Genomic DNA, 23,428 nt, shown 5'->3' with positions numbered 1-23,428 from the left:
AACGGGACAGTGATCTTTAACCTTAAGAGCATATCCCCTCTCGCGTTGGAAAAGGGTTGCACTTTCTGGTACGAGTGACTGCTGTAAATCCTGCAGCAATGCCAGGCGCCTGGACTTGTCGTCCGCCGATTTGATCAGCATGCTCCCCTCCCCTCGAATTTCTTAATCAGCCAGCAGTGCAATGTAAGCCGTATAGCTGTAGCTGCGGTTTTTCTTTTGCCCGGTCAGCTCGGTGACGATGCCCAGATCTTCCAGCACCTTGACCGCCGCGGTGGCGGTGGGGAAGCTGGTGGCCAGCTTCTGGCGCACCTGGTCGATGGTGAAGCGCGGCATCATGGGCAGCATTTCAAACAAACGGTAGCTGCTGGGCCCGGCTTTGGGCGCAGCCAGCAAGCTGCGGCGGTCGGTAGCCAGCAATGTGGCGATGGCCACGATGTTGCGCTCGGCATCCTGCGCGGCCACGGCCACGCCTTCCAAAAAGAACGCAACCCAGCCTTCCCAGTCGCCTTCGGTGCGCACATTGGAAAGTCGCCGGTAATACTCGGCCCGGTGTTGCTTCAGGTAGCCGCTGAGGTACATCAGCGGCTCGGGCAGCAAGCCCCAATGCTCCAGCAGCGCGGCAATCAACAGGCGCCCAATACGGCCATTGCCATCCAGGAACGGGTGGATCGTCTCAAACTGCAGATGGACCAGTGCCGTTTTCACCAGCGGGGGCAAGGGCTGCAAACCATGGTCTGTGTTGTGTATGAAACGCTCCAGGTCTGCCAGCAACTCTGGCACCCGCTCAGGCGGTGGCGGCACAAACACCGCATTGCCCGGCCGCGTGCCACCAATCCAGTTTTGCGAGCGGCGCAACTCGCCAGGCTGCTTGCCGTTGCCCCGCGCGCCATCCAGCAACAGCCGGTGCGCATCACACAGCAAACGCACGCTCAAGGGCAAGCCAGCCGGGTCACGCAGTTGCGACTGCACCAGGCGGAAGGCTCGTAGATAGTTGGTGACCTCTTCCACGTCGTCGGTGTTGCTGACCTTAAAACCCGCTTCTTCGTCAAACAAATCTGCCAGCGTGGCCTGGGTGCCTTCAATCTGCGAGGTCAGCAGCGCCTCTTTGCGGATGGCGCTGTAGAGCAGCCAGTCCACCGACGGCACCAGCCCGGCAACGCCCGACAACCGGGCCAGCGCCAGCTCGGCCGCACGGTTGGCCTCCACAAAGGACTCGGGCGCCAGCGCTGGCTTGGCGGGCGGCAGGGCGTGCGGTACAAACTCCTGCACGGACTCGCCCAGGGTGGTGGAGGTGGCGTAGATACCGGTGCTGCGCATGGTGCAAAAGAGTTCTTTAATTTGATGAAATCACATTAAACCAATCTTTAATACTAAGCGCAAGTATGAAAGTAGGCTTGAACAGAGCGCAGATGCCCGGAAAAAAATTCAGCTTCCCCACCCCACGTGCAACGCCGGCCCAGCCGCTTTGGCTTGACCGGGCATAAAACGGCCAAAAAGCCGTTCTGGAGGCGCCGAAACCCTTATTTCAGGTCAAAAGTGCTCGAAGCCCCCGTCCAACGGGCGCAAGCAGCTATGAATATAGTAGCAAGTGCAGGCCAGCAAACCCGCTACACCACCACCGGCTCCGGCTCCAGCAAAATGCCGAAGCGCTCATAAACGCTGGTCTGGATGGCCTTGGCCAGGGTCATGACCTCGCCGCCGGTCACCGGGTCGGTGCTGCCGCCGCGGTTGACCAGCACCAGCGCCTGGCGGTCGTACACGCCGGCGTTGCCTATGCTCTTGCCTTTCCAGCCGCAAGCGTCGATCAGCCAGCCGGCGGCGAGTTTGACCGAGCCGTCGTCCAGGTGGTAGTGGACGATCTTGGGCTCGCGCTGGATGATGTCGGCGCACTGCTCGGGCGTCACAGTCGGGTTCTTGAAGAAGCTGCCGGCGTTGCCAATCACCTTGGGGTCGGGCAGCTTCGCCTTGCGGATCTCGCAGATCCACTCATAAATCTGTAGCGCATCGGGCTGGGTGATGGCGGACTGCGCCATCTTTTTCTCGATGTCGGTATACCCCAACACGGGCTTCCAGGCCTTGGGCAGGGCAAAACGCACCCGCGTGATCAGGGCCTTGCCGGCCAGGCCCAGGCCGGGGCGCCCGTTCGGGCCGGTGCTGCTGTGTTTGAAGACCGAATCGCGGTAGCCAAAAGCGCATTGCGCCGCGTCCAGCGTGAAACTTTTTCCGGTGGTCAGATCAATCGCGTCGAGTGAATCGAAGCGGTCCTGCAACTCCACGCCGTAGGCACCGATGTTCTGCACCGGCGAGCCGCCCACGGTGCCGGGGATCATGGCGAGGTTTTCCAGGCCCGGGTAACCGCTGTGCAGGGTCCAGCCCACCACCTCGTGCCAGTTTTCGCCGGCGCCGGCCTCGACGATCCAGGCTCTGGCGGTTTCGTCCACCAGCTTCCTGCCCTTGATCTCCACCTTGAGCACGAGGGATTTGACGTCGCCGGTGATGACGATGTTGCTGCCACCGCCCAGCACGAACTTGGGTGCGGCCTGCAGCGCCGCATCGGCCAGCACGGCGGTCACGTCCTCTTCACTGGCAATACGCACCAGCGTGAGGGCCTTGGCCATGATGCCAAAGGTATTGGAAAACTGGAGGGGAACGTTTTTCTCGACTAACATCACGGGATTGTCGCACCCTGACAACCCCGCAACGCAACCCCGGAAGCCGGAAAACCATGCCCTCTTTTGACACCGTTCTCGAAGCCGATCTGGTCAAGGTCAAAAACTCGGTTGAAAACACCGCCAAGGAAATCGGCACACGTTTTGACTTCAAGGGCACGGCGGCAGCCATCGAGCTCAAGGACAAGGAAATCACGCTGATCGGCGACAGCGACTTCCAGATCGACCAGATCACCGACATCCTGCGCAACAAGGCCACCAAAAGCGGCGTCGATGTGCGTTTTTTCGACGCCGGCAAGGTCGAGAAAATCGGCGGCGACAAGGTCAAGCAGGTCATCAAGGTGCGCAACGGCATCGAGACCGAACAGGCCAAGAAAATCTCGCAGTTGATCAAGGGCAGCAAGGTCAAGGTGCAGGCCTCCATCCAGGGCGACGCCGTGCGGGTGACCGGAAAAAACCGCGATGACCTGCAGGAGGCGATGGCCATGATCAAGGCGGACCTGCCCGACATGCCGCTGAGCTTCAACAACTTCCGCGACTGAACATATGGCCCCCACGCTCCCCACTGCGTGTGGTTCGCTGCCCCCCAGGGGGGCGCTGCGCCTGCGGCCCGGCAAAGCCGGTTCCGCGGCCCCGGCTGGCATGGGATGGAGACCTCACGCTCGCTACTCCGCGTGCTTGGCGCGGCCCCGCGCGGCGGCTGTTCGTGTACAGCTCGCCCTCTGGTTCATCGTTCTGGCGGGCCTTCTGGCTCCGGCGGCACACGCGCAAAGCGTTGCGCTGGCCGGCATGCTGGGCAGCAAGGCGCTGTTGGTCGTCAATGGTGGCGCCCCGAAATCGGTGGCACCCGGGGAGTCCCACCAGGGGGTGAAGGTGGTCTCCACCGCCGGCGACCAGGCCGTGCTGGAACTCTCGGGCAAGCGCCACACCGTGCGTGTCGGAGATGCACCGGTCAGCGTGGGTGCGGGCGGGGGCACGGGCGGGGGCGCCGGCAAGGGCAACCGCATCGTACTCACTGCCGGCACCGGCGGTCATTTCTTCACCCCGGGACAGATCAACGGCCGGGCAGTGCAGTTCGTGGTGGACACGGGTGCGACCAGTATCGCCATGAGCGCCGCCGATGCCGAGCGCGCTGGCGTCAATTACAAGGGCGGGCAACCGGTGCAAATGAGCACCGCCAACGGCGTGACCCAGGGCTTTCGCGTCAAGCTCGGTTCCGTGCGGGTCGGCGATGTCGAGGTGTACGACGTGGACGCCGTCGTCATGCCGCAGGGCATGGCCCACATGCTGCTGGGCAACAGCTTCCTGACACGTTTCCAGATGATCCGCGAAAACGACCAGATGACGCTGGTCAAACGATTTTAGACAAAAAACAGGCTGCAGCCCGCTCCACACAAGCGCAAGCAGCTATCTGATTGATAGCAAATGCCGCTTCGGATCAGCCTTTCTTCTTCGCGCCCAGCTTCGATTCTGTGCCCTTGAGCAGCTTGTTGATGTTGTCCCGGTGCCGGAAAATCAGGAAGGCGCTCATGGCGACAATGGCCAGCGCGATCATCTTGTCGACATACCAGAACGAGCGGTCGCCGACCAGGTAATACCAGGGCGCAAAAATGGCGCAGGCAATGGCCGCCAGCGACGAATAACGCGAAAAGAAAGCCACGATGACCCAGGTGGCCAGTGTCGCCAGGCCCAGTACCCAGTGCACGCCAAACAACACGCCGGCAGCCGTCGCCACCCCCTTGCCGCCCTGGAAACCGAAAAACACCGGGTAGAGATGGCCGACGAAGGCCGCGAGGCCGACCGCGGCCAGCGTGCCGTCCCGCATCCCGTAGTCCTTGCCGAACCACATGACCAGCGCCATCGGCAACCAGCCCTTGAGGCCGTCGAGCAGCAGCGTGAGCGCGGCCGCCGCCTTGTTGCCCGAGCGCAGCACATTGGTGGCGCCGGGGTTTTTGCTGCCGTAGCTGCGCGGGTCGTTCAGGCCCATCAGCCGGCTGACGATGACCGCGAACGACAGTGAACCGATCAGGTAGGCCGCCAGCACGGCCAGGGCGGAATAAGCGTAGTCCATGGTGTTCTCTCCAGTGTTGTTGTTGTTGTTTTGTCTTCAGTCAGCCAGCGCGCAGTGAACCGATTTTGCACCCAGCAGGTCCACACACACCTGCGGCGCGATGCCGACGAGGTATCCGCGCCGGCCGCCGTTGATGGCGATTTTAGGCAAGGCCAGGATGCTTTCCTCGATATACACCGGCATCACCTTGCGCGTGCCGAACGGCGAGGTGCCGCCCACCAGGTAGCCGCTGTGGCGACTCGCCTCCTCGGGCTTGCAGGGTTCGACCGACTTGGCGCCAATCTGGCGCGCCAGGTTTTTGGTCGACACCTTGCGGTTGCCATGCATCAGCACCAGCAGTGGTTTGGCGTCCTGGTCCTGCATGACCAGGGTTTTGACCACCGTGAACGGATCGAACCCGAGCACCTCGGCGCTGTGCTGCGCGCCGCCGTGCTCGAGGTACTCGTAAGGGTGCTCGGTGAAAGCCACCTTGTTCGCCTTGAGCATTTGCGTCGCAGGCGTCTCCGAAACATGGTCCTTTTTGCTCACTGCGGTGCTTCCGTTCAAGTGCCAGCGCGGAACCGGCTTTGCCGGGCCGCAGGTGGCGCCCCCTGGGGGGAGGCGCCGAAGGCGCTTCGGGGGGAAACCATATCTAAAGCGCCGGGTCGCGCAGCTCCCAGCGGATCGCGTCGATGACGGCCAGCAATTCGGGCGAAAGTTGCGTGCCCCAGGCGTCCAGGTCTTCGTCGAGCTGCGCCACCGAGGTCACCCCGATGATGGTGCTGGCCACCTGCCACTTGGTGTAGCAAAACGCCAGTGCAAGCTGCGTCGGCGTGAGGCCGTGTTCGCGGGCCAGCGCGTTGTAGCGGCGCGCGGCGGCCAGCGCTTCGGGCCGGCCCCAGCGCTGCTTGCGCACCGACTCGTAGCGGGCAATGCGGGCGTCTCCGGGCGCGCCGGCGCCGGAGGTACCGCCGGCATCGTACTTGCCGGTCAACAGGCCAAAACCCAGCGGCGAATAGGCCAGCAGCGACACACCGAGCCGGTGCATGGTTTCGTCGAGCCCGTTTTCCACCGTGCGGTTGATCAGGCAGAACGGGTTCTGCACGGTCGCCACCTTGGGCAGGCCGTGCTGCTCCGCCAGCCGCACAAACTCATGCACGCCATACGGGGTCTCGTTGGACAGGCCGATGGCACGCACCTTGCCGGCCTTGACCAGACCGGCCAGCGCTTCGAGTTGCTGATGAATGGAAGAAACCCCCTTGTCCTTGGCCGGGTCGAAATACACCATGCCGAAGGCCGGTACATTGCGCGCCGGCCAGTGGATCTGATAGAGATCGATGACATCGGTTTGCAGGCGCCTCAAGCTGTCTTCGCAGGCCTGCACGATGTCCTGCGGCGTCAGGTCGGGGCTGCCCTTGCGTATCCAGGGCATGCCGCGCGCCGGGCCGGCCACCTTGGTGGCCACCACCAGTTTGTCCCTGGCCCCCGGGCGCCGGGCCAGCCAGTTGCCGATGATGGTTTCGGTGGCGCCGAAGGTTTCGGCCCGGGCCGGCACCGAATACATTTCCGCCGCGTCGAGAAAATTGACGCCGCGCTCCAGGGAACGGTCAAGAATCGAATGGGCCGTGGCTTCGTCGACCTGCTCGCCGAAAGTCATGGTGCCCAGGCAAACCGGGGTGACTTGCAGGTCGCTGCTGCCTAGCTGTACTTTTTGCATTGAAATGGAAGGTGAGGTGGGTTGGAAGGAGGCCGCACTAGTTTAAGGGGAAGGGGTCACCAGCATCGCCGCCGGCGGGCAGGATTTCGGGCAATTCGCTTACAAATACATACCAGAAGACCTCCTACCATTCACACACAAAAGTTTTAATCCCTTTGACAATAACTTCCCAGGAGCCTTCCATGAAACTCGTACTTACTTCCCTCACCTGCGCCGCCCTCTTTCTGAGCGGTTGCGCCAACATGAGCGAAACCCAGCAGGGCACGGCCAAAGGTGCGGGCATTGGCGCTGTTGCCGGCGCTGTGCTGGGCGCAGCCACCGGCGGCTCCAAAGGCGCTGCTACCGGCGCTGTGCTGGGCGGCGCTGTCGGCGCTGGCGGCGGTTATCTGTGGTCGCAGCGCATGCAGCAACAAAAGGCTGCCATGGAACAAGCCACGGCCGGCACCGGCGTGGCTGTGAGCCAGACCGCCGACAACCGCCTCAAGCTCGACATCCCCTCGGACATCTCGTTTGCAACCGGCCGCTCGGATGTCAGCACGACCTTCGCACCCATCCTGAACCAGTTTGCCACCAGCCTGAACCAGAACCCGGTGACAACGGTGACCATCATCGGCCACACCGACAGCACCGGCAGCGATGCCATCAACAACCCGCTGTCCATCGACCGCGCCAACGCAACGCGCAATTACCTGGTGGCCCGTGGCGTCGCCGGCAACCGCGTCGCCACCGACGGCCGCGGTTCGCGCGAACCGATCGCCGACAACAACACCAACGAAGGCCGCGCCAAAAACCGCCGCGTCGAGATTTATGTGGCCGAGCCCGTGCAGGCCGTGGCCCGCTAAGCGCCCATCCCGGCTGTAAAAAACCCTCCGGAACATCGGAGGGTTTTTTTCATTCCAGGGTGCGTCAGCACACAGACAAGCTGCCGGAAGCATCCGTGATTGCCGGAAAATCGTTCCACCACCAGAGAGGCACCATCATGCGACTTTCCACCTTTCTCCGATCGAACGCGGAAGAAATCCTCATCGAGTGGGACGAATTCGCCGCCACGGTGGTGCATGACGGAACCAGGCTGGACCAGAAAGCCTTGCGCGATCACGCGGGCGAAATCCTCGCGGCGATTGCCAATGATCTGGAGCAACCCCAAACCGCTGCCGCACAGGAAGCAAAATCCCGGGGCGAAGGCAAGCAGCCCCAGGGAGATCTCGAGACAGCGGCCGAGACCCACGCCGACACCCGCATGGTCTCGGGCTTCGCCATCGACGCCATGATCACCGAGTACCGCGCCCTGCGGGCCAGCGTCATCCGGCTTTGGACCCTCGCAGGCGGCGGACAGGATCACCGAAACGACATGCGCGACCTCATCCGGTTCAATGAAGCAATGGACCAGGCGATTGCCGAATCCGTGGCGCGCTACACCGACCAGACCAAAAAATCGACCGAACTGTTTATCGGCATCCTCGGCCATGACATCCGCAATCCGCTGGGCACGATTTCCATGTCGGCGCAATACCTGGTGCGCTCCGGCAAGCTGCCGGCCAGCGCGGCGGAAACCATCATCAACAGCGTGGTCCGCATCAACAGCGTGATCGAGCATGTGGTTGATTTCACGCGTGTGCAGTCCGAGGGCATGATGCCGATCAGGCCGGTGCCCGGCGATCTGGTCACCCAGTTCGTCAAGGTGCTGGCGGAGACCCGTGTGCGTTATCCGCGCAGCCTGCTGAGCCTGGAAAGCGTCGGTGACTTCACCGGCTCCTGGGACGAAGGCCGCATGGGACAACTGCTGTCCAACCTGCTCGCCAACGCCCTGACCCATGGCGCGCCGGACCAGCCGGTGACGGTTCGCCTGTGGGAAAGCGCAGAGGACGTGGCTTTTTCAGTGCACAACCTGGGCACACCGATTCCGCTGAAGGAACAGCAACTGATCTTCAAGCCGCTGGTGCGCGGTATGGTCTCCGGCAAGGGCGAGCGCCGCGAATCCACCGGGCTGGGCCTGGGGCTGTTTATCTGTCAGGAAATCGTTCGTGCGCACGGCGGAAGCATCGCCCTGACATCGGATGCCGCCAGCGGCACGTCGTTTACCGTCACCCTGCCCCGCACGCCTCCGGCCTAAATTGGGCTCACCCCTGTTGGCGCTCACTGCGTGTAGCGCCCTCTCCCCTTCCAGGGGACGGCGCCTGCAGGCCGGCAGAGCCGGACCTGCGGCCCCTGCTGGTCAAGATAAACGCACCTTTCCGGGTGCATTTTTGTTCGTGGTGCGCGTGGAAACTGCCAGTGGGGGCCATGGATCCGGCTTTGCCGGTCCATAGGCGCCCGCCCCCTTGAGAGGGGAGGCACTCACGACGTGAGGGCCACGGAGGTGTTTCTATATCGGTCCTCTTCCTGCAGCCTGAGCACACGCCGCTGCACCTTGCCGGTGGTGGTCATCGGCAGCGCATCGATGAACTCGATCTCCTTGGGGTATTCGTAGGGCGCCAGCAGGCCCTTGACGTGGGCCTGCAACTCGGCCGTCAGTTTGAGGTCAAATTGCCCCTCAGCCCCCGCCTGAGCTGCGCGAGCAGCTACAAAATCAGGAGCAAGCACGATGAACGCCTTGACCACGGCGCCGCGTTCGCGGTCCGGCTTGGGCACCACCGCGGCATTGGCCACCGCCGGGTGTTTGACCAGGCAGTTCTCGATCTCGCCAGGGCCGATGCGGTAACCGGCGGCCTTGAACACGTCGTCGGCCCGGCCTTCGTACCAGAGGTAGCCGTCCTCATCACGGGTAGCCAGGTCGCCGGTGCGGCACCAGTCGCCGCTGAACTTGGCCTGGGTGGCGGCTTCCTTTTTCCAGTAACCAAGGAAGAAGATCGGGTCCGGATCGCCGTGGACGTCGAAACGGTTGACCGACACGTCGCCGGGCACGCCGACAGCGCACTCCCTGCCCTCGTCGTTTATCACCGCCACGCGGTGGCCCGGGTAGCCTTTGCCCATGCTGCCCGGCTTGGCCGGCCACAGGGCCGAGCAGTTGCCGACCACGTAATTGATCTCGGTCTGCCCGAACATCTCGTTGACCAGCACACCGAGCTCGTCGCGGCAGTACGCAAACACCGCGTCGCCGACCGCTTCGCCCGCGCTCATCATGGCCTGCAGCTTGAGCTTGAAGTGGCGCCGCGGCTGCGGGTAGGCCTTCATCATGGCTTTGAGCGCGGTCGGAAACAGAAAGGTATGCGTGACGCCCTGCTGCGTCATCAGCGTGAAGGCCAGCTCCGGGCTGAAGCGGCCGTTGAAGGCGACGATGGGCCGGCCGAAATACAGCGTGGGCAGCAAGGCGTCCATCAGCCCGCCGGTCCAGGCCCAGTCCGCCGGTGACCAGAAAACAGCTCTGCTGTCCTCCCTCACCCCTGCCCTCTCCCTCGGGGAGAGGGAGGAATCAGCCCCCTCTCCCGCTTGCGGGAGAGGGTTGGGGTGAGGGTCAAACCCAAACCAGTTCTGGCTGCAGACAAAGCCCGGCAGATTGCCGATCAGCGCGCGGTGCGCCAGCAGCGCGCCCTTGGGCGGGCCCGTCGTGCCGCTGGTGTAGATCAGGATGGCCGCGTCGTCGGCTTTGGTTTTCACCGCGGTGAAGGCGCGCTGCTGTGCCGCCAGGGCGGGTTCGTAGTCCACGTCCCCCTGGCCGGCCGCCGCACCGGCCGCGATGACCGTGCGCAGGGCTGGGCAGCGGCTGCGGATGGTGTTGACGCTGGTGATGGAGTTTTCATCACAGATGGCCAGCACCGCGTCGCTGTCCTGCAGGCGGTACTCGAGTGCCTCGGGGCCGAACAGCATGGACAGCGGCATGGCCACGGCGCCCATCTGGAACACCGCCATGTAGGCCACGGCGGTCTCGAAACGCTGCGGCATCACAATCGCCACCCGGTCGCCGCGCTGCACGCCCAGTTGCACCAGCACATGGCTCAGCGCGTCGGCGGCCTGCTGCAGCTGGACATAGGTATAAAAAGTGGTCGCAGCCCCCGTCTGGTGGGCGCGGACAGCTACTCTTTCAGGAGCGTTTTTGCCAGGGCCGGCCGCCCAGCGCCGGCAGCAGACGTCGGCGATGTTGAAGTAGTCGTCCACCTGCCAGCGAAAGCCCTGGTGCAGGGCGGCGTAATGGTCGGGCTGCCGCGCGGCGGCCATGTCCCTGTCTTGACTGCGCTTCAAATCGGGTCTCCTTATGATGGGCCTCAATGTACAAAGAAAAACGCCTTTCCCGCAGCGAGTATGTCCCTATACGCGGCATCAACTACCACGTGCTTCACTGGGGCGAAGCCGAAAGCAGCCTGCCGCCCCTGGTGCTGGTGCATGGCTGGATGGACGTGGCCGCGTCCTGGCAGTTTGTCGTCGATGCCCTGTCCCCCGCTTTTGCGCAGGGCCGGACCATCCTGGCGCCCGACTGGCGCGGCTACGGCAAGACCGGCACACTGGGTGCCGACAATTTCTGGTTCCCTGACTACCTGGCCGACCTCGATTTCCTGCTCGACCATTACGCTCCAGACCAGCCGGTGGACCTGGTCGGCCACAGCATGGGCGGCAACGTGGCCATGCTCTACGCCGGTGTGCGGCCCGAACGCATCCGCAAACTGGTCAACCTCGAAGGCTTCGGCATGCCCGCGACCAAGCCCAGCCAGGCGCCCGGCCGTTTTGCCAAATGGATGGACGAGCTCAAAAGCCTGCACAAGGGCGAAATGGCGCTCAAGCCCTACAACGACGTGGACGGCGTGGCCCGCCGCCTGATGCGGACCAACCCCCGGCTGAGCCAGGACAAGGCCGACTGGCTGGCCCGCCACTGGGCCGCGCCCGACGCCCACGGCCAGTGGCGCATCCTGGGCGACGCGGCCCACAAGGTCACCAACGCCCAGCTCTACCGGGTCGACGAGGTGCTGGAGATTTACCAGCGCATCAGCGCGCCCACGCTGGCGGTCGAAGCCTCCGACGACTCGCTGGGCAAATGGTGGGAAGGCAAATACACCCTGGCCCAGTACCACGAGCGCCTGCAGTCCGTGCCGCAAGTGCGCACCGCCGTCATTGTGGACGCCGGCCACATGTTGCACCATGACCAGCCGGAGCCACTGGCCCGCCTGTTCGAGGACTTCCTGAGCTAGTGCCTGCTGCACGGGCGCCTGAAAAGGTTCGAAGTAAGGCTTAAGTTCGCTAACGCACACAAGGAAAACCCGCTTTGTAGGACAATCAAGGCTTTATTGCGCTTGGCGCGTGGAAGAGATTCATGACCGCACCCAGCGCCATCCACCAGGAAAACTTTCGCCGCATCCTGACACGCAACATCAGCCTGCCGCTGGGCGTGGGCGCTTTCAGTGCCGCCGTTTTTGTCGGCCTGATCTTTTATCTCCTGTCCGCCCTGGGCGGGGTCGAGCAGGCCGAGCGGGCCATCAGCAGCGCCAACCAGATTGCCAAGCTGGGCGCCGACATGGAAGCCAGCATGTCCGGCTATCTGGTCACCGGTGAAGAACCCCTGCTCCAGCCCTTTGAAATCGGCAAGCCGCGCATCGCGGCCGAAACAGCCACGCTAGCCGGCCTGGTGCGCGACAACCAGGACCAGGTCAGCCGGCTCAGGCGCATCGCCGCACTGCAGGCGCAGTGGAACGAGTTTGCGCAAGCGATTGTCGACCTGCGGCGCAAGGACCTCGACTACCAGGCACCGGTCCGCTCCGCCGGCGGGAAAAGCCTGACGGACGAGATCCGGCGCGAATTCGCGGAATTCATCAGCATTGAAGAGCGCCTGCTGCAGGAGCGCAATGCGCAGGCCCGCAGCAACACGGCCTGGGGCATGGCAGCCTATCTGCTCTTCAGCCTCGGGCTGAGTGGCCTGCTGGCGCTGCTCGGGCGTCGTGAACTGCAGCACCTGTCGGACACTTACGGCGACGCGGAGAACAAGCAAAAAGCCACGGCACTGCTGCTGGATCAGCAGCTCTGGCTACGCACCGGACAAAGGCAGCTGGCCGAACACACCCTGGGCCAGCACGCCATCGCGTCACTGAGCCGCAGCGTGCTGGAGTTTCTGGCGCGTTATCTCGATGTGGCGGTGGCGGCCCTGTACATCCGCCAGGAAGACGGCCGGCTGCAGCGTGTGGCCGCCTACGGACTGGCCCCTGAGAGCGGCGAGGCCGGGCAGTCGCTGGACAGCGACCAGGGCCTGGTCGGCCAGGCCGCCCTCGAAAACCGGGTGCTTCAGCTCAATGACCTGCCGGCCAGCTACCTCCGGGTCAGCTCCGGCCTGGGCCAGGGGTCGGCGCGCCATGTGCTGGTGGTTCCCGTGCACAACGACGGGGTGGTCAACGGCGTGGTCGAACTCGGTTTCCTGCGGGCCCTGGCTCCGCGCGATCTGGAATTCGTCACCCTGATTGCCAGCAACATCGGCAACTCCCTCCACGCGGCGCTCTACCGCCGGCGCCTGGAAGACGTGCTCGGCCAGGCCCAGGAGCTCAATGAAGAGCTGCAGGTCCAGCAGGAAGAGCTGCGCACCACCAACGAGGAACTCGAAGAGCAGTCCCGCGTGCTCAAGGAGTACCAGGTCACGCTGGAAAACCAGCAGGCCGAACTCGAGCAGACCAACGAACAGCTCTCGGAAGTGGCCCTGTCGCTGGACCACAAGAATGCGGCACTCAACCAGGCCCAGACCCTGCTGGAGGAGCGCGCCACCGAATTGAGCCGGGCCAGCCGCTACAAGTCGGAATTCCTCGCCAACATGTCGCACGAGCTGCGCACACCGCTCAACAGCTCGCTGATTCTTGCCAAGCTGCTGGCCGACAACCCCAAGGGCAACCTCAGCCAGGAAGAAGTCCGCTTTGCACAGTCGATTTATTCGGCAGGCAACGACCTGCTCAGCCTGATCAACGACATCCTCGACATTTCCAAGGTCGAAGCCGGCAAGCTGGAGCTTTCTCCCGAAGACATGGTGGTGGGCACGCTGGTGGATTCGCTGAAAAGCACGTTCGAGCCGCTGGCCGGGCAGAAAAACCTGGCCCTCAGCATCCGCATCGAATCGGGCACCCCGGCAACGCTGAAAACCGATCGCCAGCGTGTCGAGCAGATCCTGAAAAACCTGCTCTCCAACGCCATCAAGTTCACCGATGCCGGAGAGGTCAGCCTGCGCGTCTCGCTGCAGCCGCAAGGCAGCATTGCCTTTTCCGTGCGCGACTCGGGCATCGGCATACGCCCCGATCAGCAGCAACTGATTTTTGACGCCTTCCGCCAGGCCGACGGCACCACCAGCCGGCGTTATGGCGGCACCGGGCTGGGCCTGTCGATTTCGCGCGACCTGACCACCCTGCTGGGCGGCTCCCTCTCGGTGGAAAGCAGCGAGGGCGGGGGCAGCACCTTCACCCTGCTGCTGCCCTGCGAATGGAGCCCGGCACCGGCGCCCCAGCCAGACACAAAACCGGTCCGGCTCCGCAACCCGGCGCCGGTGATGGCACCCGCGCCCCTGCCGGTGCCCGTTCCCGTTCCCGCCGCGGCTTTTACCGACGACAGGCATTTGCCGCCCAACAACCGCCTGGTGCTGGTGATCGAGGATGACATCATTTTTGCGCAGATCCTCTACGACCTGGCGCGTGAGATGAACTACAACTGCATCGTGGCCCACCGCGCCGAAGACGGTTTTGCACTGGCCATGCAGTTTCTGCCCCATGCCATCCTGCTCGACATGGGCCTGCCGGACCGCCCGGGCCTGTCGGTGTTGCAGCGGCTCAAGGAAAATCCAAAGACACGGCACATTCCCGTGCATGTGGTGTCGGGCGACGACCTCAGCGAGGAAGCCCTGCAGATGGGCGCCATTGGTTACGCGCTCAAGCCGACCACGCGCGAGCAGCTCAAGGACGTGTTCCAGAAGCTCGGCGACAAGCTGGCCCAGAAAATCAAGCGCGTGCTGCTGGTCGAAGGCGACGCGCTGCAGCGCGCCAGTGTCGTGCAGCTGATCGGCGACGGCGACGTCGAGATCACCGCGGTGGAGACCGGCGGTGAAGCGCTAGCCCTGCTCACCAGCACCGTTTTTGACTGCATGATCATGGACCTGAAGTTTCCCGACATGCAGGGCCACGAGCTGCTCGAGCGCATGTCCACCGAGGGGATCTCATCCTTCCCCCCGGTCATCGTCTACACCGGACGCGAGATGACCCGCCAGGAAGAAGCCGAACTGCTGAAGTATTCGCGCGCCATCATCATGAAGGGCGCGCGCTCGCCCGAGCGGCTGCTCGATGAAGTCACCCTCTTCCTGCACAAGGTCGAGTCGGAGCTGTCGGCGGATCGTCAGATCATGCTCATGAACCTGCGCAGCCGGGACACCGCCTTTGAAGGCCGCAAGGTCCTGGTGGTGGACGACGACGCGCGCAACATCTTTGCCCTGACCAGCGCCCTGGAGCAAAAGGGCATGCGGGTCGAGATCGGCCGCAACGGCTTCGAGGCGATCAGCAAGCTCGACGAGATCGCAGGCATCGACCTGGTGCTGATGGACATCATGATGCCGGGCATGGACGGGCTGGAGGCCACGCGCCGCATCCGCAAGGATGCACGCTTCAAGAAGCTGCCCATCATTGCCGTCACCGCCAAGGCCATGAAAGACGACCAGGAGCAATGCCTCAAGGCCGGCACCAGCGACTACCTGGCCAAGCCGATTGACCTGGACCGCCTGTTTTCCCTGCTTCGCGTGTGGATGCCAGCCACGGATCGCAGCTGAATGCCCAAAAAACCTGACACCCACTCGCCCGCCTCCGGGGGCGCCCCCGGCAGTGATGCCGCGGATGACCACCAGGAAGCCGACCTGCACCTTCTGGTGCAGGCCATCTACAGCCAGTACAGCTACGATTTCCGCGATTACGCGGGTGCGTCGCAGAAAAGGCGGGTGCTCAAGGCGCTCACGCAGCTCGGCTACCCGACGATCCCGGCCCTGCAGGCGGCCATGGCGCAGGACCCCGCCGTCTTCATGCAGCTGCTGCAGTACCTGACCATTCCCGTCAGCGAGATGTTTCGCGACCCCTCGTTTTTCCTGGCCCTGCGCCAGCAGGTCATGCCCGTGCTGCGCACCTATCCCTCGCTGAAAATCTGGGTCGCGGGCTGCAGCACCGGCGAGGAGGTGTATTCACTGGCCATCCTGCTCAAGGAGGAAGGCCTGCTCGACCGCTCCCTGATTTATGCGACCGACATCAACCCCAAGTCGCTGGCCAAGGCGCGCCAGGGCATTTTTTCGCTGGCCAGCATCCAGGGCCACACTGCCAACTACCAGGCCGCCGGCGGCCGGCAGGCGTTTTCCGACTACTACACGGCCGCTTACGATGCGGCGGTTTTCGACAAGTCCCTGCGCGACAACATCACCTTCGCCGACCACAGCCTGGCCACGGACAGCGTGTTTTCGGAAACCCAGCTGGTGCTCTGCCGCAACGTGCTGATTTATTTCAACAAGAAGCTGCAGGACCGCGCGCTGGGCCTGTTTCACGAATCGCTGAGCCACCGCGGCTTCATGGGTCTGGGCAGCAAGGAAAGCATCGACTTCTCGACTTATGCCCAGCGTTTTGAGCCGCTGGACCGGCCCGAGCGGATTTTCCGCAAGCTGGAGGCTTGAGCCCTCTCATGGATATCCAGCAGGTCGCAGCAAGGCATGCCGTCGAGGCGGTGGTGATTGGCGCCTCGGCCGGCGGGGTGCACGCCTTGCTGACCCTGCTGTCAGGGCTGCCGCAGCGTTTTTTTCTGCCCATCATCGCGGTGCTGCATCTCCCGAAAGAGCGTGACAGCCGGCTGGCAGACGTCTTCCAGCAAAGGCTGGGCATGACCGTGCGGGAGGCCGCCGACAAGGAAACCATCGCCCCGTCCACCCTGTATTTCGCCGGGTCCGGCTACCACCTGTCCATCGAGACGGACCGGACTTTTTCGCTCAGCTGCGAAGAACCCGTCAACTATTCACGGCCGTCGATCGACGTGCTGATGGAGTCCGCCGCCGACGCCTATGGCGCCAGCCTGGCGGGCATCCTTCTCACCGGCGCCAATTTTGATGGCGCCGCGGGCCTGGCCCGCATCAAGCAGCGCGGCGGCCTCACCGCGGTGCAGGACCCGGCGGAAGCCCAGGTCGCCACCATGCCGCAAGCGGCGATCCGCAAGCTCAAACCGAACCTGATTCTCACGCTGGACGGTATCCGGCAACTGCTCATCCAACTTGACCAAAACCATGCGAACACCTGACGCTGCGAAAGTCCTGATCGTCGACGACCTGCCCGGCAACCTGCTGGCGCTCAATGCGCTGATTCGCCGGGACGGCCGGGAAATCTTCCAGGCCAGCTCCGGCGAGGAAGCGCTGGACCTGCTGCTCGAACACGAGTTTGCGCTGGCCATCCTGGACGTGCAGATGCCGGGCATGAGCGGCTTCGAGCTGGCCGAGCTGATGCGCGGCACCGGGAAAACCCGGCAGATTCCCATCATTTTTGTCACCGCCGCCGGCAAGGAACAGAACTACGCTTTCACCGGCTACGAAACCGGCGCGGTGGACTTTCTCTACAAGCCGCTGGACGTGGATGCCGTCCGCAGCAAGGTCAACGTCTTTGTGGACCTGTACAGCCAGCGCATGGAAACCCGCCGGCAGGTCGAGGCGCTGGAGAAAAGCCGCAAGGAGCAGGAGCTGCTGATGCAGCAATTGACGGCCACGCAGGGCGAGCTGCAGGCCGCCGTCCGCACGCGCGACGACTTCATCTCCATGGCCACCCACGAACTGCGCACGCCGCTCAACACGCTGTACCTGGAGTCGCAATTGCGCAAGATGCAGCTGGACCGGGGCCGAGCGGATATCTTCGACCTGCCCTACCTGCACGCCATGGTGGCGCGTGACCGGCGCCAGATCGAGGCCATGATGCGCCTGATCGACGACATGATGGACGCCTCGCGCATCAACAGCAAGCAGCTGTCCATCCGGCGCGTGCCCATGGAACTGTCGGCCCTGCTGGCCCGTGTGGTGGAAAACCTTACCAACCAGGCCGCGGCCGCCGGTAGCCCCATCACCCTCGATGCCGGCCAGCCGGTCACGGCCCTGTGGGACGAATTCAGGATCGAGCAGGTGGTGATCAACCTGCTGACCAACGCGCTGCGTTATGGCGAGGGCAAACCGGTGGAGGTCAGCCTGCGCCTGCTGCCCCAGGGGGCGTGCATTTCCGTGCGCGACCAGGGCCGGGGCATTTCCGCGCCGGACCAGCAGCGCATTTTCGAGCAGTTCTCGCGCGTCGCCAGCGACGACGGTACCGGCGGGCTGGGCCTGGGCCTGTTCATCACCCGCCAGCTCGTGGAAGCCCACGGCGGCAGCATCAGCGTGGAAAGCCGCCAGGGCGAGGGCTCCGTGTTCACCGTCACCCTGCCCCTGACGCCCCCGGCAGCCCCCATTCCCTGAGCCCGCCTGCAAGGGCCAATCCGGCCGGCAAGCCCTTCTGGCGGGCCTGCGCGCCGGAGCATGAGAAAATGCCGGATTGAACCCCAGATACCAGGACAGGACTTTCCCATGGACGCAGAACACATCAATATCATCGGCAACCAGCTCGCAGACCTGAGCAACCGGGTCAACGAGCTTCGGGGGTATCTTTGACTACCCTGCCAAAGAACGTAAATTAAGCGAAGTCAACGCCGCGCTGGAAGACCCGAAAGTCTGGGACAACCCCAAGCGCGCCCAGGAACTCGGCCGGGAAAAAAAGTCGCTCGAGGACGTGGTCCATGTGATCGACCGCCTGAGCTCCGAGCTGGCCGACAACACCGAACTCTTCGAGATGTCCAAGGCCGAAAGCGACGACGCCGGCATGCTGGCCATTGAAGAAGACGCCGTCAAGGTCGCGGTGGAAGTCGAGAAAATGGAATTTCGCCGGATGTTCAACAACCCGGCCGACCCGCTCAACGCCTTCCTGGACATCCAGGCCGGCGCTGGCGGCACCGAAGCCTGCGACTGGGCCAGCATGCTGCTGCGCCAGTACCTCAAGTACGCCGAGCGCAAGGGCTTCAAGACCCAGATCGAGGACGAGACCGCGGGCGACACCGCCGGCATCAAGGGCGCCACCATCAGGATCGAGGGCGAATACGCCTTTGGCCTGCTGCGCACCGAAACCGGCGTGCACCGCCTGGTGCGCAAGTCGCCGTTCGACTCGTCGGGCGGGCGCCACACCTCGTTTGCCTCGGTGTTTGTCTACCCCGAGATCGACGACTCAATCGAGATCGAGATCAACCCTTCCGATGTGCGCACCGACACCTACCGCGCGTCGGGCGCCGGCGGCCAGCACATCAACAAGACCGACTCGGCCGTGCGCCTGACCCACCTGCCAACGGGTATCGTGGTGCAGTGCCAGGACGGCCGTTCGCAGCACGGCAACCGCGACGTGGCCTGGAAACGCCTGCGCTCCAAGCTCTACGATTTCGAGCTGCGCAAACAGCAGGAAGCCCAGCAAAAGCTCGAGGACAACAAGACCGACGTGGGCTGGGGCCACCAGATCCGCAGCTACGTGCTGGACCAGAGCCGCATCAAGGACTTGCGCACCAACTACGAAACCTCGGCCACCCAGAAGGTGCTCGACGGCGACCTCGACCCGTTCATTGAAGCTTCGCTCAAGCAGGGCGTTTGATATGGCCCCCACGCTCGTCACTTCGTGTACTTCTCTGCCCCCCGGGGGGGCCGCAGTCGCCTTGGGGCGGCCCGGCGGCGACTCAGCCCATTACCCCCACTTTTCAGGAACCCACCATGCTGCGTGAAGGACAAGCCACGGCCATCCACCGTGCAGACTACGTTGCCCCCGCCTACTGGATCGACACCGTCGACCTGTGTTTTGACCTGGACCCGGCCAAGACGCGTGTGCTCAACAAGATGACGCTGCGGCGCAATGCCGACGTGCCGGCCCAGCCCCTGAAACTCGACGGTGAAGAACTCAACCTGGCGCGCGTGCTGGTCAACGGCCAGGGCACCTCGTTCAAGATGGACGGCGAGAAACTGGTGCTGGAAAACCTGCCGCTGGGCCCCGAGCCCTTCGAGCTGGAAATTTTCACCACCTGCGCCCCGGCCAAAAACACCAAGCTGATGGGCCTGTACGTCAGCAACGACTCCTTCTTCACCCAGTGCGAGGCCGAAGGCTTTCGCCGCGTCACCTACTTCCTGGACCGCCCCGACGTGATGGCCAGCTACACCGTGACGCTGCGCGCCGACAAGGCCAGGTACCCGGTGCTGCTGTCCAACGGCAACCTGGTCGAGCAGGGCGAACTCGAAGGCGGGCGCCACTTTGCGAAGTGGGTGGACCCGCACAAAAAACCCGCCTACCTGTTTGCGCTGGTGGCCGGCCAGCTGGTGGCGCGCGAGCAGCGCATCACCTCGCGTGCCGGGGTGGACCACCTGCTGCAGGTCTATGTGCGCCCCGGCGACCTGGACAAGACCGAACACGCGATGAACTCGCTGATGCATTCGGTGGCGTGGGACGAAGCGCGCTTCGGCCTCAGCCTGGACCTGGAGCGTTTCATGATTGTCGCGACCAGCGACTTCAACATGGGCGCCATGGAAAACAAGGGCCTGAACATCTTCAACACCAAGTACGTGCTGGCGAACCAGGCCACCGCGACCGACACCGATTATTCGAACATCGAAAGTGTGGTCGGCCACGAGTACTTCCACAACTGGACCGGCAACCGCATCACCTGCCGCGACTGGTTCCAGCTGAGCCTCAAGGAAGGCCTGACGGTGTTCCGCGATCAGGAATTCAGCCAAGACCTCTGTGGTGAACCCTCGGCCCGCGCCGTCAAACGCATCGAGGACGTGCGGGTGCTGCGCACCGCGCAGTTCCCCGAAGACGCCGGCCCGATGTCGCACCCGGTGCGGCCCGACAGCTACATCGAGATCAGCAACTTCTACACCGTCACCATTTACGAAAAAGGCGCCGAAGTCGTGCGCATGATGCAGACCCTTGTTGGCAGGGACGGTTTTGCCCGGGGCATGAAACTCTACTTCGAGCGCCACGACGGCCAGGCCGTGACCTGCGACGACTTTGCGCAGGCGATTGCCGACGCCAACCCGGCCTCCGATCTGGCGCGCCTGCTGCCGCAGTTCAAGCGCTGGTACAGCCAGGCCGGCACGCCGCGCGTGCATGCCGAAGGCGTGTACGACGCCGCCGCGCGCAGCTACACCTTGAGCCTGGCGCAAAGCTGCGCCCCCACGCCCGGCCAGTCGGCCAAGGAGCCCTTTGTGATTCCCGTGGGCCTGGGCCTGCTCGGCGCCGACAGTGCCGACCTGCCGCTGCAACTCGAAGGCGAGCTTGAGGCCGTGGCCGGCCCGCGCACCTTTGTGCTGACCGGGGCCAGCGAGACCCTGCGTTTTGTCAACGTGGACGTCGAGCCCGTACCGTCCATCCTGCGCGGTTTCAGCGCGCCGGTGGTGCTGGAGTTCGACTACAGCGACGCGCAGCTGCTGCACCTGCTGGCCCACGACAGCGACCCCTTCAACCGCTGGGAGGCCGGGCAACGCCTGGCGGTTCGAAGCGCTATTAAATCAATAGCGGCCTCCGCTTATCCGGTGGGCGCCCAGCCCCTGAATGACGCTTATATCGACGCCATGCGCAGCGTGCTGCGCGACCCGGCGCTGGACGCCGCCTTCAAGGACCTGGTGCTGACCCTGCCGTCGGAAACCTACATGGCCGAGCAGCTCGACGTGGTGGACCCGCAGCGCATCCATGCGGTGCGCGAAGCCATGCGCCTGCAGCTCGCAACAGCACTGCAGGCCAACTGGGAAGCCACGTACGAGGCCAACCACGACACCGGCGCCTACACGCCCGACCCGCTGTCCTCGGGCCGCCGCGCCCTGGCCGGCATGGCGCTGACGCAGCTGTGCCTGGCCGCCGTCGCCAGCGGTGATGCGGTCTGGCCCGGCAAGACCTACCAGCGTTTCAAGGACGCCGGCAACATGACCGACCGTTTCAATGCGCTGGCCGCCCTGGTGTCCAGCGGCCACCCGCTGGCCGCCGAGGCGCTGCAGCGCTTCCATGCCATGTTCAAGGACGAGGCGCTGGTCATCGACAAATGGTTCAGCCTGCAGACCAGCGCGCCGGACCGTGGTGGCAACATCCTGCCGGCCGTGAAACAGCTGATGAAACATGCCGACTTCAGCCTGCGCAACCCGAACCGCGCGCGCAGCGTCGTCAGCACCTACTGCCAGGGCAACCCGGCCGCGTTCCACCGCACGGACGCGGCGGGCTATGTGTTCTGGAGCGAACGCGTGATCGAGCTCGACGCCATCAACCCGCAGGTGGCGGCACGCCTGGCGCGCGCGCTGGACCGCTGGAGCAAGCTGGCCGAGCCCTACCGCAGCGCCGCCCGCGAAGCCATTGCCCGCGTCGCCGCCCGCACCGATCTGAGCAAGGACACGCACGAGGTCGTCACACGCGCACTGGCCGACTGAATGGCCCCCACGCTTGTCACTTCGTGTACTACTCTGCCCCCCGAGGGGGCCGCTGCGCCTGCGGCCCGGCAGAGCCGGTTCCGCGGCCCTTACTGGTATAGCCCACTGGTGGCTGCCCTGACCTTTTAATTTCGCCGACTGGAGTCCTCATGAGTTCCAAAGTTTCACTGACGCGTTACCTGATCGAGCAGCAGCGCATCGACGGCCACATTCCCGCGCAGCTGCGCCTGCTGCTGGAAGTGGTGGCCCGCGCCTGCAAAAGCATCAGCCGGGCCGTCAACAAGGGCGCGCTTGGCAGTGTGATGGGCAGCGCCGACAGCGAAAACGTGCAGGGCGAGATGCAGAAAAAACTCGACATCATCGCCAACGAGGTGCTGATCGAAGCCAACGAATGGGGCGGCCACCTGGCCGGCATGGCCAGCGAGGAAATGGAAGGCATTTACGTGGTGCCGAATCGCTACCCGCAAGGCGAATACCTGCTGCTGTTCGACCCGCTCGATGGTTCCAGCAACATCGACATCAACGTCAGCATAGGCACCATCTTCAGCGTGCTGAAAATGCCCGAGGACGACCGCGGTGTCGATGAAGGCGACTTCCTGCAGGCCGGCAACAAGCAGGTGGCCGCGGGCTACTGCATCTACGGCCCGCAGACCACGCTGGTGCTGACGGTGGGCGACGGCGTGGCCATGTTCACGCTGGACCGCGAACAGGGCTCGTTCGTGCTGATCGAGGAAAACGTGCGTATCCCCGAAGACACGAAAGAGTTCGCCATCAACATGAGCAACATGCGGCACTGGGACGCGCCGGTGAAACGCTACGTGGACGAACTGCTGGCCGGCAAGGACGGCCCGCGCGGCAAGGACTTCAACATGCGCTGGGTGGCCGCCATGGTGGCCGACGTGCACCGCATTTTGTGTCGCGGCGGCATCTTCATGTACCCCTGGGACAAACGCGAGCCCGAAAAGGCCGGCAAGCTGCGCCTGCTGTACGAGGCCAACCCGATGAGCTGGCTGATCGAGCAGGCCGGCGGCGCCGCCACCAACGGCCACCAGCGCATCCTGGACATCCAGCCCGGCAAGCTGCACGAACGTGTCAGCGTGCTCCTGGGCTCGAAGAACGAAGTCGAGCGCGTCACCGCCTACCACGCCAAGCTATAATCGCAGGCTGAATTCAGGAAAACGCCGGTGTAGCTCAGTCGGTAGAGCAGCTCATTCGTAATGAGAAGGTCGGGTGTTCGATTCATCTCTCCGGCACCATCTAAATCCCCCGGAAGCCTTATAAACAGGGACTTCCGGGGTGATTCAAGGGTCTTCAGTGTGGTAGAACCAGTGGTATCTATCCATGCACATGACCTTCGGGTTACTTTCCGTGACCCTGAAAAATACTTATCGCCGTGGCAACACAATCATGTACCAGCGGGCAGTTCCGTCCAAGCTGGCAGGCCGATATAGCGGCAAGACCGTCAAGCACGACCTCAAGACATCAGACCTAACCGTCGCAGAGAAGGCGGTGGCGCTGCTAAGGCTACGCTGAATAAGCCCTGGCCAAAGAGCACCTTGCTGCGTTGACGGTCG

19 protein-coding genes and 1 tRNA gene are annotated in these 23,428 nt (G+C 63.9%); 14 read left to right on the top strand and 6 right to left on the bottom strand.

Annotation, left to right across the window (positions count from 1 at the left end):
• Positions 1-162: 162 nt before the first annotated feature.
• Both PSV40_RS07010 and murB read right to left on the bottom strand, forming a co-directional pair.
• Positions 163-1,317, bottom strand: coding sequence for a Fic family protein (locus tag PSV40_RS07010; protein WP_300536009.1), 1,155 nt, complete (start codon positions 1,315-1,317; stop codon positions 163-165).
• 290 nt (positions 1,318-1,607) lie between these two features.
• Positions 1,608-2,669 (bottom strand): UDP-N-acetylmuramate dehydrogenase, encoded by a 1,062-nt coding sequence (gene murB / locus PSV40_RS07005; protein WP_300536004.1) that lies wholly within the window; start codon positions 2,667-2,669, stop codon positions 1,608-1,610.
• A 56-nt stretch (positions 2,670-2,725) separates the two neighbouring features.
• Here murB and PSV40_RS07000 point away from each other — a divergent pair, with 56 nt between their 5' ends.
• Both PSV40_RS07000 and PSV40_RS06995 read left to right on the top strand, forming a co-directional pair.
• Positions 2,726-3,211 (top strand): YajQ family cyclic di-GMP-binding protein, encoded by a 486-nt coding sequence (locus PSV40_RS07000; RefSeq protein ID WP_293592675.1) that lies wholly within the window; start codon positions 2,726-2,728, stop codon positions 3,209-3,211.
• 136 nt (positions 3,212-3,347) lie between these two features.
• The gene (locus PSV40_RS06995; protein ID WP_300536000.1) at positions 3,348-4,034 is read left to right on the top strand and encodes a TIGR02281 family clan AA aspartic protease; all 687 of its coding nucleotides are present in this window, start codon (positions 3,348-3,350) and stop codon (positions 4,032-4,034) included.
• A 73-nt stretch (positions 4,035-4,107) separates the two neighbouring features.
• Here PSV40_RS06995 and plsY read toward each other — a convergent pair whose 3' ends face one another.
• The 3 genes from plsY to PSV40_RS06980 form a co-directional block, all read right to left on the bottom strand.
• The gene (gene plsY / locus PSV40_RS06990; protein WP_300535997.1) at positions 4,108-4,740 is read right to left on the bottom strand and encodes a glycerol-3-phosphate 1-O-acyltransferase PlsY; all 633 of its coding nucleotides are present in this window, start codon (positions 4,738-4,740) and stop codon (positions 4,108-4,110) included.
• A 36-nt stretch (positions 4,741-4,776) separates the two neighbouring features.
• On the bottom strand, positions 4,777-5,268 hold the full coding sequence (gene ybaK / locus PSV40_RS06985) for a Cys-tRNA(Pro) deacylase (protein WP_300535994.1): 492 nt from the start codon (positions 5,266-5,268) through the stop codon (positions 4,777-4,779).
• A gap of 103 nt (positions 5,269-5,371) precedes the next feature.
• On the bottom strand, positions 5,372-6,436 hold the full coding sequence (locus tag PSV40_RS06980) for an aldo/keto reductase (RefSeq protein WP_300535991.1): 1,065 nt from the start codon (positions 6,434-6,436) through the stop codon (positions 5,372-5,374).
• Positions 6,437-6,618: 182 nt separating this feature from the next.
• Between PSV40_RS06980 and PSV40_RS06975 the strand changes: the two genes are divergently transcribed.
• Together PSV40_RS06975 and PSV40_RS06970 are read left to right on the top strand one after the other, a co-directional pair.
• The gene (locus PSV40_RS06975; RefSeq protein ID WP_300535988.1) at positions 6,619-7,278 is read left to right on the top strand and encodes an OmpA family protein; all 660 of its coding nucleotides are present in this window, start codon (positions 6,619-6,621) and stop codon (positions 7,276-7,278) included.
• 137 nt (positions 7,279-7,415) lie between these two features.
• On the top strand, positions 7,416-8,549 hold the full coding sequence (locus tag PSV40_RS06970; RefSeq protein ID WP_300535985.1) for a sensor histidine kinase: 1,134 nt from the start codon (positions 7,416-7,418) through the stop codon (positions 8,547-8,549).
• A 224-nt stretch (positions 8,550-8,773) separates the two neighbouring features.
• On the opposite strand, the gene PSV40_RS06965 is transcribed toward PSV40_RS06970, so the two are convergent.
• Positions 8,774-10,591 (bottom strand): AMP-binding protein, encoded by a 1,818-nt coding sequence (locus tag PSV40_RS06965; protein ID WP_300536046.1) that lies wholly within the window; start codon positions 10,589-10,591, stop codon positions 8,774-8,776.
• A gap of 50 nt (positions 10,592-10,641) precedes the next feature.
• Between PSV40_RS06965 and PSV40_RS06960 the strand changes: the two genes are divergently transcribed.
• The 10 genes from PSV40_RS06960 (at position 10,642) to PSV40_RS06915 (ending at position 23,387) form a co-directional block, all read left to right on the top strand.
• On the top strand, positions 10,642-11,556 hold the full coding sequence (locus PSV40_RS06960) for an alpha/beta hydrolase (protein WP_300535982.1): 915 nt from the start codon (positions 10,642-10,644) through the stop codon (positions 11,554-11,556).
• A 122-nt stretch (positions 11,557-11,678) separates the two neighbouring features.
• Complete coding sequence (locus PSV40_RS06955; RefSeq protein ID WP_300535979.1) at positions 11,679-15,143, top strand: response regulator; 3,465 nt, start codon at positions 11,679-11,681, stop codon at positions 15,141-15,143.
• Complete coding sequence (locus tag PSV40_RS06950; RefSeq protein WP_300535975.1) at positions 15,144-16,025, top strand: protein-glutamate O-methyltransferase CheR; 882 nt, start codon at positions 15,144-15,146, stop codon at positions 16,023-16,025.
• An 8-nt stretch (positions 16,026-16,033) separates the two neighbouring features.
• Positions 16,034-16,639, top strand: coding sequence for a chemotaxis protein CheB (locus PSV40_RS06945; protein ID WP_300535972.1), 606 nt, complete (start codon positions 16,034-16,036; stop codon positions 16,637-16,639).
• Positions 16,626-17,831 (top strand): hybrid sensor histidine kinase/response regulator, encoded by a 1,206-nt coding sequence (locus PSV40_RS06940; protein WP_300535970.1) that lies wholly within the window; start codon positions 16,626-16,628, stop codon positions 17,829-17,831. The genes PSV40_RS06945 and PSV40_RS06940 overlap by 14 nt, the downstream gene beginning before the upstream one ends.
• Positions 17,832-17,939: 108 nt before the next feature.
• A protein-coding gene (prfB, locus tag PSV40_RS06935) for a peptide chain release factor 2 (protein ID WP_300535967.1) occupies positions 17,940-19,044 on the top strand; the annotation gives its coding sequence in 2 pieces (ribosomal slippage) (positions 17,940-18,020 and positions 18,022-19,044; 1,104 coding nt in all).
• Positions 19,045-19,160: 116 nt separating this feature from the next.
• A complete protein-coding gene (gene pepN, locus PSV40_RS06930) occupies positions 19,161-21,854 on the top strand; it encodes an aminopeptidase N (RefSeq protein WP_300535964.1) in 2,694 nt (897 codons plus the stop codon).
• Positions 21,855-22,003: 149 nt separating this feature from the next.
• Positions 22,004-23,011 (top strand): class 1 fructose-bisphosphatase, encoded by a 1,008-nt coding sequence (locus tag PSV40_RS06925; RefSeq protein ID WP_300535961.1) that lies wholly within the window; start codon positions 22,004-22,006, stop codon positions 23,009-23,011.
• Positions 23,012-23,034: 23 nt separating this feature from the next.
• Positions 23,035-23,110: transfer RNA gene (locus PSV40_RS06920), tRNA-Thr, on the top strand.
• An 85-nt stretch (positions 23,111-23,195) separates the two neighbouring features.
• The gene (locus tag PSV40_RS06915) at positions 23,196-23,387 is read left to right on the top strand and encodes a DUF6538 domain-containing protein (protein ID WP_300535958.1); all 192 of its coding nucleotides are present in this window, start codon (positions 23,196-23,198) and stop codon (positions 23,385-23,387) included.
• The last annotated feature ends 41 nt before the right edge of the window (positions 23,388-23,428 follow it).

This window comes from Polaromonas sp. (assembly GCF_029945925.1).
In the GTDB taxonomy this organism is placed as follows: Bacteria; Pseudomonadota; Gammaproteobacteria; order Burkholderiales; family Burkholderiaceae_C; genus Polaromonas.
This window is presented reverse-complemented; position numbering and strand designations above follow the sequence as displayed.